Annotated in this window: 9 protein-coding genes and 1 pseudogene; 8 read left to right on the top strand and 2 right to left on the bottom strand. The window is 73.3% G+C overall.

What is annotated here, in order from left to right; genetic code table 11:
* Nucleotides 1-15: 15 nt before the first annotated feature.
* Nucleotides 16-1,809 (top strand): annotated as a pseudogene (locus ABD899_RS15345) (FAD-dependent monooxygenase); the annotation flags it as partial.
* 35 nt (nucleotides 1,810-1,844) lie between these two features.
* On the opposite strand, the gene ABD899_RS15340 reads toward ABD899_RS15345, so the two are convergent.
* The gene (locus ABD899_RS15340) at nucleotides 1,845-3,287 is read right to left on the bottom strand and encodes a sensor histidine kinase (protein WP_345207568.1); all 1,443 of its coding nucleotides are present in this window, start codon (nucleotides 3,285-3,287) and stop codon (nucleotides 1,845-1,847) included.
* A gap of 140 nt (nucleotides 3,288-3,427) precedes the next feature.
* On the opposite strand from ABD899_RS15340, the gene mtrA reads away from it, so the two are divergent.
* The 6 genes from mtrA to ABD899_RS15310 all read left to right on the top strand — a co-directional run bounded on the left by mtrA (nucleotide 3,428) and on the right by ABD899_RS15310 (nucleotide 8,277).
* Nucleotides 3,428-4,105: an MtrAB system response regulator MtrA gene (mtrA, locus tag ABD899_RS15335; protein WP_345207567.1), complete on the top strand. Its 678-nt coding sequence runs from the start codon at nucleotides 3,428-3,430 to the stop codon at nucleotides 4,103-4,105.
* 315 nt (nucleotides 4,106-4,420) lie between these two features.
* On the top strand, nucleotides 4,421-4,633 hold the full coding sequence (locus ABD899_RS15330) for a hypothetical protein (RefSeq protein ID WP_345207566.1): 213 nt from the start codon (nucleotides 4,421-4,423) through the stop codon (nucleotides 4,631-4,633).
* A 101-nt stretch (nucleotides 4,634-4,734) separates the two neighbouring features.
* Entirely contained in the window at nucleotides 4,735-5,901 is a 1,167-nt protein-coding gene (locus ABD899_RS15325; protein WP_345207565.1) for an ABC transporter ATP-binding protein, read from the top strand.
* Nucleotides 5,898-6,545, top strand: coding sequence for an ABC transporter permease (locus ABD899_RS15320; protein WP_345207564.1), 648 nt, complete (start codon nucleotides 5,898-5,900; stop codon nucleotides 6,543-6,545). The genes ABD899_RS15325 and ABD899_RS15320 overlap by 4 nt, the downstream gene beginning before the upstream one ends.
* Nucleotides 6,542-7,306: an ABC transporter permease gene (locus ABD899_RS15315; RefSeq protein WP_345207563.1), complete on the top strand. Its 765-nt coding sequence runs from the start codon at nucleotides 6,542-6,544 to the stop codon at nucleotides 7,304-7,306. The genes ABD899_RS15320 and ABD899_RS15315 overlap by 4 nt, the downstream gene beginning before the upstream one ends.
* A 47-nt stretch (nucleotides 7,307-7,353) precedes the next feature.
* Entirely contained in the window at nucleotides 7,354-8,277 is a 924-nt protein-coding gene (locus ABD899_RS15310) for an ABC transporter substrate-binding protein (RefSeq protein WP_345207562.1), read from the top strand.
* A gap of 241 nt (nucleotides 8,278-8,518) precedes the next feature.
* On the opposite strand, the gene ABD899_RS15305 is transcribed toward ABD899_RS15310, so the two are convergent.
* Nucleotides 8,519-11,740 (bottom strand): (Fe-S)-binding protein, encoded by a 3,222-nt coding sequence (locus ABD899_RS15305; protein ID WP_345207561.1) that lies wholly within the window; start codon nucleotides 11,738-11,740, stop codon nucleotides 8,519-8,521.
* Between the two features lie 284 nt (nucleotides 11,741-12,024).
* Between ABD899_RS15305 and cysK the strand changes: the two genes are divergently transcribed.
* Nucleotides 12,025-12,954 (top strand): cysteine synthase A, encoded by a 930-nt coding sequence (gene cysK / locus ABD899_RS15300; RefSeq protein WP_345207559.1) that lies wholly within the window; start codon nucleotides 12,025-12,027, stop codon nucleotides 12,952-12,954.

Below are 12,954 nucleotides of genomic sequence, written 5' to 3'. Positions count from 1 at the left end.
GAGTGAGGAGCCGGGATGCGACCGCCCCAGGACGAGTACGACGCCGTCGTCGTCGGCGCCCGGTGCGCCGGGGCCACCGTCGCCACGCTGCTCGCGCGAGCCGGTCGGCGCGTCCTGCTCGTGGACCGGGCCGAGTTCCCGAGCGACACCGTGTCGACCCACCAGCTCTTCCCCGACTCGCTCGACCTCCTCGACCGGCTCGGCGCGGGTGAGCGGGTCCGCGCCGCCCACCGGCTGCGCCCCGTCGGCTACAGCTGGCGCGTCCTCGGCCACACCGTCCGGGGGACCTTCACCCCCGTCGGCGGCCACGACCGGACGGTGTCGATCCGGCGCGTCGCGCTCGACGCCGCCCTCGTCGACACCGCGGCCGAGGCGGGAGCCCTCACGAGGTTCGGCACGTCCGTGGCCGACCTCGTCGGCTCGGGCACGGCCGACGACCCGGTGCGCGGGGTCGTCCTGGACGGCGGTGAGCGGGTGCTCGCGCCGTGGGTCGTGGGCGCCGACGGGCGCAGCTCGACGGTCGCGCGGCGGCTCGGGCTTCCCGTGACCCGCCGGCTGCGTGGCGAGGTCGCCATGCTCTTCGCCTACTGGGAGGGCCTGCCGGACTCGAGCTGGTGCCGGATCGACGTCCAGGGGCGGCTGGGACTGATGTCCGCTCCCTGCGAGGACGACGTCCACCTGCTCTCGGTCGCCGGACCTGCCGAGCTGACCCGGGGGACGAGCGAGCAGCGCGCGGCGGCGTACCTGGCTGCGCTGCGACGGTTCCCGGCGGTGCTCAACCCCCGCCTGCTCGACGACGCCCGGCAGGTCTCCCCGGTCGTCGTCGTGCCCGAGACGATGCTGCGGGGCGTCGAGCGCCCGGCCACCGGACCCGGCTGGGCCCTCGTCGGGGACGCCGGCCTGTTCAAGCACCCCGTGACGGCGCAGGGCATCGGCGACGCGCTCGCCCAGGGGTGGTTCGTCGGCGCCGCGCTCGGCCGGGGGGACGACCTGCGCGACTACCAGGCGTGGCGCGACGACCGCGCCGCCGACTTCTTCGAGTGGTCCTACCAGGCCGCGCGCCTCCCGGGGTCCGAGGCGGCGGCCCTGTACTCCGGGCTGGCGGCCGACCCCGTCGCCGGGCAGGAGTTCCTCGACACCTTCTCGCGGCACCACCGCCCCGGCGAGGTCATGACACCGGTCCGCCGCGCGCGCTGGCGGGCGGCCTGGGTGTACGAGCAGGGGCTCGCCGAGCTCTCCCGGATCCTCGAGGGCCTCCCCGAGTCGGCCATGGCGGATGCCGTGCCGGCGTGCCCCGCGTGGAGCGTGGGTGACCTGCTCGCGCACCTCACCGGGGTCGCGCAGGATGCCGCCCGCGGCGCCTACGCGGAACGGGCGCTCGATGCCTGGCGGGACCCGGCGCTGGCCGAGCGGCGGGAGGCCTGGACGGCGTCCCACGTCGACCGGCTCACCGACCGCAGCCGGGACGGGGCCCTGCGCCACCTGCGCCTCCACGGCGGCCGGCTCGTCCTCGCCCTGCGGCGCGGCGACGCCGCCATCGCCGACGGGCCGGAGTGGCTCGTCCCGGCGCCGGTCGGGGACCTGGCCGTCCACGTCGCGGACCTCAGGGAGGCGCTCGGCGCGCCGGCCGACACCGACGGCCCCGTTGCCCGGTTCGGGTTCGCCGCCTACCGGGACTGGCTGCACGCGCGCCTCGTCGCGGTGGGGCTCCCCGCGATCCGGCTCGGCGACGGCTCCCGTGAGTGGGTCGTCGGCGACGGTGAGCCCGCCGGGTCGGTCACGGCACCCCGGCACGAGCTGTTCCGCATGGTCAGCGGCCGGCGCAGCGCGGCCGGCATCCGTGGCTACGCCTGGACGACCGACGTCGGGCCGGCGACCGACGCGGTGAGGGTCACCCACGCGTTTCGGGCATGGCTCGCCTGGGCGTCGGCGAGCACGTCCATGACGAGGCGGTGGACGAGGATCTCGACGCGCGGGTCGAGGCGACGCTGGCGCTCGCTGACAGTCACCGTCGTGCGCATGCCGGTGACGCTGCCGAAGCTCTGCACGGCGGCCCCGAGCACCGCGCCGAGCCCGCTGCCCGGGCGTTCGGCGACCCGCAGGTCGGTGATGTTGAGGCGCAGGTCGGCCATGACGTCCCCGAGCTGCTGCCGCAGGCCGTCCAGGTTGTCGCGCATCGAGGTGCCGGGCGGGCCGGCCTGGGCGCGCAGGGCGTCGACCCGGTAGCCCAGGGCCGCGAGCTCCTGCGCGATGCCGTCGTGGATGTCACGGGCGATGCGGTCGCGCTCCTCGATGCTCGCGACCTGCCGCAGCTCGCCGAAGAGCAGGCCTGCCTGAATGGTCGGGGCCACACGCCGGGTGACCTTCCCGGCGACGTGGAGCTCCTCCCGGCTGAAGGGCTGGCCGTCGGGCCGGTCGGCGACCAGCACGGTCGCGGAGCCGTTGCCGAGGGCGCATGGTGCGACGAGCGCCCGCCGCGGGCCGAGGTCGTCCGTGAACGTGACCTCCGTGGGGGCCCACCTCGACGGTCCGAGGGACAGCACCTGCGTCACCTGCTCGGCCACCGACCACGGCGCCCGGGTCGAGCCGCGCAGGGCGACGGGGACCAAGTGCTGGGTGTCGTGGGTGACGAGTACCGCGCTGCGGGTCGAGGGGACCCTCGCCGCGAGCAGGTCGAGAGCCAACGTCGCGCTGGCGAGCGCGTCGAGGCCGGTCGACATCTGCGACGACAGGTCGTGGAGCCGCTCGATGAGCTCGATCGCCTCGCGCGCCGCGGGGTCCGCTTCCGTCGTGCCCTGCTCCGCCGCGAGCCGCTGGTTCCACGCGCCGAGGATGCCGAGCAGGGAGGCCGCGGCGAGCCAGGCGAGCATGACCCCCTGCACCCCTCCTTCCGGGTCGAAGATCCAGACCGCGAGCAGGTAGGAGCCCCCGCCGACGGCGGAGGTGAGGAGGAAGCCGAACCTGCCGTAGCGGGTGCCCGCGTGGTACGCCGGGATGAGGATGAGGAGCGCCGCCGAGTTGCCCTCCAGGGCGAAGGCGGCGCCGGCGGCGGCGGCGGACAGGGCGAGGAGGGACATCGCGAGGCTGTTGACGACGCCGCGGCGCGCGACCGGCATCCGGTCGAGGGTGACGACGACCATGTCGAGGACGGCAACGAGGACCAGCCACGGCAGGACGTCGGCCAAGGGCTCGGGAGTCAGAACCGCGATGAGCGCGGTGAGCACGGCGAACGCCATGCGGATCGTGACCGACGCGTCGAGCCAGCGGAGCCAGGGCAGTCGGGTCACTGCTGCAGGGTATCGCCGAGGCCCGTCGCGCCCCGCTCACGTGCAGGGTTCTCCCAGCCTGCTGTGGGAGGATTGCCCGACATCGTGTTCGGCCGGCGGATGATCTCCGGGCCGGGAGCAGGGGAAAGGAACGGGACGACGTGAAGGGTCGCGTGCTCGTCGTCGACGACGACCTGGCACTGGCGGAGATGCTCGGCATCGTCCTGCGCAACGAGGGGCTCGAGGTCGACCACGTCGCCGACGGCACGTCGGCCATCGGCGCCTTCCGTGAGTACCGCCCCGACCTCGTGCTGCTCGACGTCATGCTGCCCGGCATCGACGGCCTCGAGGTGTGCCGCCAGATCCGTGCCGAGTCCGGCGTGCCGATCGTCATGCTCACCGCCCGCACCGACACCGTCGACGTCGTCGTCGGCCTCGAGTCCGGCGCCGACGACTACGTCGTCAAGCCGTTCAAGCCCCAAGAGCTCATCGCCCGGGTGCGTGCGCGCCTGCGCCGCGGCGACGAGCCCGAGCCGGAGCGCCTCACGATCGGCGACCTCGTCATCGACGTCGCCGGCCACTCGGTGACCCGCGACGGCGTCGCGCTCAGCCTCACCCCGCTCGAGTTCGACCTCCTCGTCGCGCTCGCCCGCAAGCCGTGGCAGGTCTTCACCCGCGAGGTGCTCCTCGAGCAGGTCTGGGGCTACCGGCACGCCGGGGACACCCGCCTCGTCAACGTCCACGTGCAGCGGCTGCGCTCGAAGATCGAGCACGACCCCGAGCGCCCCGAGATCGTGGTCACCGTCCGCGGCGTCGGGTACAAGGCGGGCAAGGCCTGAGCGTGTCCGGTTCCGCCGAGCTCGGCGTGCGGACGGCGCTGGCTTCCGGGCGGGAGCGCGGGCGCCGTGGCGTTGCCGACGTCGCCTCCGCCCTGCGCAACGGGCTCGTGCTCGTGCGCCGCCGCTGGCGCCAGTCCCTGCAGTTCCGCGTCGTCACGACGACGATGCTGCTCGGCCTGTTCGTCGTGTCGATCCTCGGCAGCGTGCTGTACCAGCAGATCGCGAACGGGCTCGAGAACGACCGCGTCGCCACCGCGCAGTACGAGGCGCTCGGGCTCACCGGGCAGGCCCGACGTCACGGCCGCCACGAGCGTCGTGCGGCAGCGCTTCACCTCGCCCGAGCACTTCGCCGACACCTTCCTCACCCACTACGGCCCGACGCACGTCGCCGCCTCGCGGCTGACCGACGACGGGCGGCGCAGGCTGCGCGAGGACATGGTCGCCCTCGCGGCGGACACGAACCGGGAGCGGGACGGCTCGTTCGACAGCGACTGGGAGTACCTCGTCGTCACCGCGACCCGGCGCTGACCCGCGCCGCGACGGGCCGGGCCGGGCCCCGTCCGGCCCGTCGCGCGGGGTGCCTCCGCTAGGTTGGGAGCGACGTGACCGACCTCGTGAGGGGCCTTCGCATGATCCGGTTCGATGCCGTGACGAAGCAGTTCCCCGACGGGACGACCGCGGTCGACGACCTCTCCCTCACCGCGCCCACCGGCCGCATCACGGTGCTCGTCGGGCCTTCGGGCTGCGGCAAGACGACGAGCCTGCGGATGGTCAACCGGATGATCGAGCCCACCCGCGGCACGATCACCCTCGACGGCCAGGACACCGCGCGGATGGACGAGGCCGAGCTGCGCCGCGGCATCGGCTACGTCATCCAGCACGCCGGTCTGTTCCCGCACCGCACCGTCCTCGACAACATCGGCACCGTGCCGCGCCTGCTCGGCTGGGACCGGAAGCGGACCCGCGAGCGCTCGCGCGAGCTGCTCGAGCGGGTGGGGCTGGCGCCCGAGCTCGCGGACCGCTACCCCTCGCAGCTCTCCGGTGGCCAGCAGCAGCGCGTCGGCGTGGCCCGGGCCCTGGCGGCCGACCCGCCCGTCATGCTCATGGACGAGCCGTTCTCGGCCGTCGACCCCGTCGTGCGCGAGCAGCTGCAGGACGAGTTCCTCCGGCTGCAGGGTGAGCTCGGCAAGACGATCCTGTTCGTCACCCACGACATCGACGAGGCCATCAAGCTCGGCGACCAGGTCGCGGTGCTGCGCGTCGGCGGCCGCCTCGCGCAGCTCGCCGAGCCGGCCTACCTGCTGGCCCACCCGGCCGACGACTTCGTCGCCGACTTCGTCGGCCGCGACCGCGGCTACCGGGCGCTGCAGTTCCAGGAGGCGCCGCGGCTGCCGCTGCGCTCCGAGCCCACCATCGTGCTCGGCGAGCGGCCCGGTGGGCGGGATGCCGCGTGGCTGCTCGTCGTCGACGACGACCGCCGGCCGCTGGGCTGGGTCGAGCCGGCCCGGGTCGGCGACCGGGAGGTGACCGAGGGCGACCTGCACCGCGGCGGCACCGTCGCCCGCGAGCACGGGTCGCTGCGGGGGGCGCTCGACGCGGCGCTGTCGTCGCCGAGCCGCCGCGGGGTGGTCGTCGACGCGTCGGGTGCGCTGTGCGGCACGGTGCTGGCGCACGAGGTGCTCACGGCCATCGAGGACACCGAGCGACCGGAGCGGCACGAGGGCGACCCCGTGCACGGCGGTGCGGCCACGGTGCAGCACGGCACCGGGCCGGGGTCCGGGGAGGACACCCGGTGACCTGGCTCGCCGACAACTGGCGCACGGTGCTCGACCTCGCGGGCGCGCACCTCTACCTCGCGGGCGTGCCGCTGCTCGTCGGGCTCGTCGTGTCGCTGCCGCTCGGGTGGGTGGCCAAGCGGTGGCCGCGCTCCTCCCCGGCCGTCATCACCTCGACGGGGCTGCTCTACACGATCCCCTCGCTCGCGCTGTTCGTCATCATGCCGCTGCTGCTCGGCACGCAGATCCTCGACCCGGTCAACGTCCTCGTCGCGATGACGATCTACACCGTGGCCCTGCTGACCCGCACCGTCGCCGACGGGCTGACAGCCGTTCCCGACCACGTCGAGCAGGCGGCGACGGCGATGGGCTACAAGGGCCTGCGGCGCCTCGTCGGCGTCGAGCTGCCCCTGGCCGTCCCCGTCATCGCGGCGGGGCTGCGGGTCGCGGCGGTGTCCAACGTGAGCATCGTCAGCGTCGCCTCGGTCGTCGGGGTCTCCCAGCTCGGTGACCTCCTCGTCGACGGCTACAACCGCGTCATCTGGGCCGAGCTCACGACCGGCATCCTCGCCTGCGTCCTGCTCGCCCTCGTCCTCGACCTCGCCATCCAGGCGGGATCGCGCGCCCTCACCCCCTGGGTGCGGGCGCAGGGGGGCCGGTCGTGATCGCCTCGCTGCTCGAGTGGTTCACCGACCCGGCCACCTGGTCGGGCGAGGACGGCATCCCCGCACGGCTGCTCGAGCACATCGGCTACACCGTGCTCACGGTCGTGCTCGCCACGGTCGTCGCCGTCCCGGTGGGGCTGTGGGTCGGGCACACCGGTCGCGCGAGGTGGCTCGTGTCGCTCACGAACTCGGTGCGCGCCGTGCCGACCCTCGGCCTGCTGTTCGCGGTCTCGCTGTGGCTCGGGCCCAAGATCCGGGGCGAGCTCGCCTTCCTCGTCCCGAGCATCGTCGTGCTCGTCATCCTCGCGATCCCGCCGGTGCTCGCGGGCACGTACGCCGGCATCGAGGCCGTCGACCCCGCTGCCCGGGACGCCGCCCGCGGCGTCGGCATGACCGGCTGGCAGGTCGTGCGCCAGGTCGAGGTGCCGAACGCGCTGCCGCTCCTGCTCTCGGGGGTGCGCTCGGCGGTGCTCCAGGTCGTCGCCACCGCCACGATCGCGGCGATCGTCGGGCTCGGGGGCCTCGGCAGGTACCTCATCGACGGCATCGCGCTCGGCGACTACCCCCGGGCGGCCGGCGGGGCCGTCCTCGTCGCGGTGCTCGCCGTGCTCCTCGACGCCGTGCTCGCCCTCGTCCAGCGACGGGTCGTCTCGCCCGGCCTGACCACGGGCGGGGACCGTGTCGGCAGGAGGTGGAAGGATTCGCGGGTCGCGGAGGTTGACGCCGACAGGCCCACGGCCCACTCCCGCGCGCCCGCCTGACCGCCGTTCGACACCCACCGATGCGCCACCCGACGAAGGGAACCCTCATGAAGCGCACGACCTCAGCCATCGCCCTCCTGGCCGCCTCCGTCCTCGGGCTGACGGCCTGCGGCGGGGGCAGCGACCCGCTCGCCTCCGACTCACCCGCGGCCTCGGCCACGGGTGGTGGCGGCACCGGCGAGCCGATCGTCGTCGGCGGCGCGAACTTCTCCGAGTCCACCCTGCTCGCCGAGATCTACGCCGGTGCCCTGCGCGCCAAGGGTCTCGACGCCTCGACGAAGCTCAACATCGGTTCCCGCGAGATCTACCTGCGGGCCCTCGAGGACAACTCCGTCCAGGTCTTCCCCGAGTACACCGGCGCCCTCGCCCTGTACTACGACAAGGCGTTCACCGGCACCGACGCCGACGAGGTGTACGCCCACGTCCAGGAGGTCATCCCCGACACCCTCGCCGTGCTCGAGAAGTCGGCCGCCGAGGACAACGACTCCATCGTCGTGACCGCTGACACGGCATCCGCGAACAACCTCACGACGATCGACGACCTCAAGGGCGTCGCCGGTGACCTCGCGCTCGCGGCGCCGCCGGAGTTCAAGGAGCGGCCGCAGGGCATCCCCGGGCTCGAGAAGACGTACGGCGTCGTGTTCGGTTCGTTCCGCCCGCTGACCGGCCAGGGCATCGTCCAGGCGCTGAAGAACGGCCAGGTCGACGCGGCCAACATCTTCTCGACCGACCCTGCCATCGCGGCGAACGGCTTCGTCCAGCTCGAGGACACCAAGCGCCTCTTCGGCTCCCAGAACATCGTCCCGCTCGTGCGCGCCGACCGGGCCGACGAGGTGAAGGACGCCCTCAACGCCGTGTCCGCCAAGCTCACGACCGAGTCGATCGCGGCGATGCTCAAGCAGACCGACATCGACAAGAAGGACCCCAAGGCGGTCGCCCAGGAGTTCCTCACGACGAACGACCTCGGCTGACCCGTCCAGCCCGCACGGCGGCGTCGCGCCGCTGGTGGCTGCCCTGGCTGGGGGCGCGGCGGGCACGGCGTCGGTTACCGCGCAGGAGTCGCTGCCACAGCAGCGACCACCAGGCGGTAGGTCGCGCTGATGCCGGGTCCCGCCGGGTTCGGAGAAAGCAGGATCGGGTCAAGGAGCGGAGAACCCGGGGTGATCACCCCGGGTTCTCCGCTCCTTGATGGTGGCGCTCCCTGGCGGTGGCTCAGTCCCAGGGGTCGGGCTCGTCGAGCAGCGACGGGTCGCCGCTGAACTCCGCTGCCGGGGTGGCCCCGTCGCTCGGCGTCTCCGCAGCCGGAGGGGCCGCAGACGGTGGGGCCGCAGCGGATGCCGGTGCCTGCGGGCTCACCGGTGCCCCGGTTTCGGGGGTCTCGGCCTCGACGGCCGGTGGCTCAACGGCCAGGGCGTCCGTCACGGGTGCGGGCTCGTCCCAGGGGTCCGGCTCGGCGACGGGTGCTGCCGCGGGTGCCGGGGCCGGTGCTGCGGTTGCGGGGGGTGCGGTCGCGGCGGGCTCGTCCCAGGGGTCCGGCTCGGCGACGGGTGCTGCCGCGGGTGCCGGGGCCGGTGCTGCGGTTGCAGGAGGTGCTGCTTCGGCCGAGGCGGGCTCGTCCCAGGGGTCGGGCTCGGCGACGGGTGCTGCTGCGGGTGCCGGGGCCGGTGCTGCGGTTGCAGGAGGTGCTGCTGCGGCTGAGGCGGGCTCGTCCCAGGGGTCCGGCTCGGCGACGGGTGCTGCCGCGGGTGCTGCTGTGGGTGCTGCGGCCGGTGCTGCGGTTGCGGGGGGTGCGGTCGCGGCGGGCTCGTCCCAGGGGTCCGGCTCGGCGACGGGTGCTGCCGCGGGTGCCGGGGCCGGTGCTGCGGTTGCAGGAGGTGCTGCTTGGGCCGAGGCGGGCTCGTCCCAGGGGTCCGGCTCGGCGACGGGTGCTGCCGCGGGTGCCGGGGCCGGTGCTGCGGTTGCAGGAGGTGCTGCTTGGGCCGAGGCGGGCTCGTCCCAGGGGTCCGCCTCGACAGCGGGGCCTGCGGGAGCCGGTGCTGCCGCGGCAGTCGCAGCAGCGGTGGTGGTGGCCGCAGCCGCCGAGGCGGTGGCGGCAGCGGTGGGTGCGGTCACCTCGGGAGCGGGTGCGGACGGCATCCCTGCGCCGGCGCCGACGGGCTCGGCCTCCTGCGCACCCGAGGGCGCCTCCTGGCCACGTCGCACCGCGGCGAGCAGCATCTGCGCGACGTCGACGACCTCGACCTCGTCCGCGCGCCCCTTCTCGGTGACCCCGTCGGAGATCATCACCCGGCAGAACGGGCAGCCGATGGCGATCCGCTCGGCACCGGTGGCCAGCGCCTCCTCGGTGCGGTTCGTGTTGACCCGGGACCCGAGCTTCTCCTCCATCCACATGCGCGCACCGCCGGCGCCGCAGCAGAACGACCGCTCCTTGGTGCGCTCCATCTCGCGCAGCTCGACTCCGGGCAGCGCGCCGATGAGCTCGCGCGGTGGGGCGTAGACGTCGTTGTGGCGACCGAGGTAGCAGGGGTCGTGGTAGGTCACGGTGGCCGCGGTCGACGCGGGGTTCCTGGCGGACGACATCCCGGGCACGTCGTCCGGGCGCGCGACCGGGACGAGCTTCTTCTCGCGCACGAGCCGGTTGAGGAGCTGCGTGTGGTGGACGACCTCGCAGGAGGACCCGCCGACCTGGGGGTACTCGTTCTTGATCGTGTTGAAGCAGTGCGCACACGTCACGACGACCTTGGTGACGCCGAACTCGCCGAAGGTCTCGATGTTCTGGGCCGCGAGGGTCTGGAAGAGCAGCTCGTTGCCGGCCCGGCGCGCGGAGTCGCCGGTGCAGGTCTCGCCGTCGCCGAGCACGGCGAACGACACTCCGGCGGCATCGAGCAGCTCGGCCACGGCGCGGGTCGTCTTCTTCGCACGGTCCTCGTAGGCCCCGGCGCAGCCGACCCAGAACAGCCACTCGACCTCGGACGCCTTCTCGACGTCGCGACCGAGCACCTTGACGGGGAACGGCAGGTCCTTGGCCCAGTCGAGCCGGGCCCGGGCGCCCATGCCCCAGGGGTTGCCCTTGCTCTCCATGTTCTTGAACAGACCGCCGAGCTCGCTCGGGAACGCCGACTCGATGAGGGTCTGGTAGCGGCGCATGTCGACGATGTGGTCGACGTGCTCGATGTCGACGGGGCACTGCTCGACGCACGCGCCGCACGTCGTGCACGACCACAGCACGTCGGTGTCGATGACCGCACCCGGACCGGTCGGGGAGTAGGCCGCGAGGTGGTCACCGTCGTAGCCGGTGTCCCCGACGAGCGGCACGTCGTCCCAGGACAGGCCCTCCGGTGCCGGGTGGCCGTGGTGGGCCGGCACGGCGGTGACGCCCGCCGGCACCCGCGAGCGGTCGCCGTCGACCTTGGCGAGCGCCTGCAGGTAGGGCGCCTTGGCGTTGGCGTGGTCACGCAGGCCCATGATGAGCAGCTTGGGCGACAGCGGCTTCTCGGTGTTCCACGCGGGGCACTGGCTCTGGCAGCGACCGCACTCCGTGCACGTCGAGAAGTCGAGCAGGCCCTTCCACGTGAAGTCCTCGACGTGGCCGACACCGAGCGCGGCGCCCTCGTCGAGGTCCTCGGCGTCGTCGACCGAGAACGGCTTGCCCGCGACGGTGAGCTCCTTGGCCGCCCCCAGGGCCACCGGCCGGCGGCCGAACATGACGTTGAGCGGGGCCAGGAAGATGTGCAGGTGCTTGGAGTAGAGCACGAGCATGAGGAAGGCGAGCATGACGCCGATGTGGAGCAGCAGCCCGACGTGCTCGAGCACGGTCGCGGCGTCCTCGCCGAGGGGCTCGATGAGGGCGCCGACGGCGTGCGAGGCGAACGCCGCCTCGCCGTAGGGGAAGTTGCCGGTCGCGACGCCGGCACCCCGGAAGAGGAGCATCGTCCAGATGACGTTGAAGATCATGAACAACGTCAGCCAGGCGCTGCCCAGGTGCGACCCCTGGAACCGCGACCCGCGACCCAGCCGCGCGGGCGAGTCCTTGAGCCGGATCACCGCGAACGCGAGGATGCCGAGCAGCGCCATGACGGCGATGAAGTCCTGGAGGAACCCGAGGACGCCCCACCGCCCGACGACGGGGATCGCGAAGCCCTCCACGAAGAGCGACCCGTACGCCTCGACGTAGACGGTCGCGAGGATGAGGAAGGCCCAGAAGACGAAGAAGTGCGCGGCACCGGGGACGGTCCACTTGAGCAGCTTGCGCTGGCCGAACACCTCGACGAGCTGAGACTTCACGGCCGTGGCCGTGCGCCGGGTGACGTTGTCGATGCGATCGGGTGCCGGCTGCCCGCTCGTGATCAGCCGGTAGATCCAGGCCACTCGACGTCCGGCGAACGCCAGCACGATCGCGGTCATGAGGAGTCCGGTCACAAGAACGGCCGTCATCTGGTGCTCCGTCCGGCGGAAGGGTGGCTGGGCGTGCCCGGGTCGGGCGACGCGGGCACCGCGAGTCTAGCCATCACTAAGCGCTTGCATACCTCGGTGTGATGCTCACCCCAGCCGCCCCCGACGTGGCCCGCGCCGGATGCCGGACAGCCGGCGGGAGAGCCGGACGGGGATAACTGGGGATTGGAATACCCATAACGCGACGGCGTTACAGTGAGGGCATGGCGTGCCCACAGGATGCCGCACGCCGACCGCAGCGCCCGCGCCCCCGAAAGGACCCGTCCATGCCCATCCTCGACGACGTCACCCAGGCCGTCGGCAACACCCCGCTCGTCCGGCTCAACCGGATCATCGACGGTGACGCCACGGTGGCCGCCAAGCTCGAGTTCTACAACCCGGCGAGCTCGGTCAAGGACCGCATCGGCGTCGCGATCGTCGACGCCGCGGAGGCGTCGGGTGAGCTGACGACCGGCGGCACGATCGTCGAGGCCACCTCCGGCAACACCGGCATCGCGCTGGCGATGGTCGGCGCCGCCCGGGGCTACGAGGTCGTGCTCGCGATGCCCGAGTCGATGAGCAAGGAGCGTCGCGCGCTGCTGCGTGCCTACGGCGCGGAGCTCGTGCTCACCGACCCCTCCCTCGGCATGAAGGGGGCCCTCGCGAAGGCCGAGGAGATCGTCGCGGAGCGCGAGGGGGCGGTGCTGGCGCGGCAGTTCGCCAACGAGGCCAACCCCGAGATCCACCGCCGCACGACCGCCGAGGAGATCTGGAAGGACACCGACGGTGCGGTCGACATCGTCGTGGCCGGCATCGGCACCGGTGGGACGATCACCGGCGTCGGCCAGGTGCTCAAGGCCCGCAAGCCCGAGGTGCAGATCATCGCCGTCGAGCCGGAGGAGTCACCGATCCTCAACGGCGGGCAGCCCGGACCGCACAAGATCCAGGGCATCGGCGCCAACTTCGTCCCCGAGATCCTCGACACCGAGGTCTACGACGAGGTCATCGACGTCAACGCCGAGACCTCCGTGCAATGGGCCCGCCGGGCCGCGACCGAGGAGGGCCTGCTCGTCGGCATCTCGTCGGGCGCCGCCCTCGCTGCCGCGGCGCAGGTCGCCGCCCGCCCCGAGAACGCCGGCAGGACGATCGTCGTCATCATCCCGAGCTTCGGCGAGCGCTACCTCTCGACGATCCTGTTCGAGGGTCTCGTCGACTGA

This window comes from Fodinibacter luteus (genome assembly GCF_039541575.1).
In the GTDB taxonomy this organism is placed as follows: domain Bacteria; phylum Actinomycetota; class Actinomycetes; order Actinomycetales; family Dermatophilaceae; genus Fodinibacter; species Fodinibacter luteus.
Note: the sequence above shows the minus strand (reverse complement) of the source record. Positions and strands in the feature narration are given on the sequence as shown.

Excerpts from the sequence above, each read along its gene's own strand:
- ABD899_RS15325 (WP_345207565.1), top strand. The coding sequence starts at position 4,735 with ATGATCCGGTTCGATGCCGTGACGAAGCAGTTCCCCGACGGGACGACC.
- ABD899_RS15305 (WP_345207561.1), bottom strand. The coding sequence starts at position 11,740 with ATGACGGCCGTTCTTGTGACCGGACTCCTCATGACCGCGATCGTGCTG.
- ABD899_RS15310 (WP_345207562.1), top strand. The coding sequence starts at position 7,354 with ATGAAGCGCACGACCTCAGCCATCGCCCTCCTGGCCGCCTCCGTCCTC.
- cysK (WP_345207559.1), top strand. The coding sequence starts at position 12,025 with ATGCCCATCCTCGACGACGTCACCCAGGCCGTCGGCAACACCCCGCTC.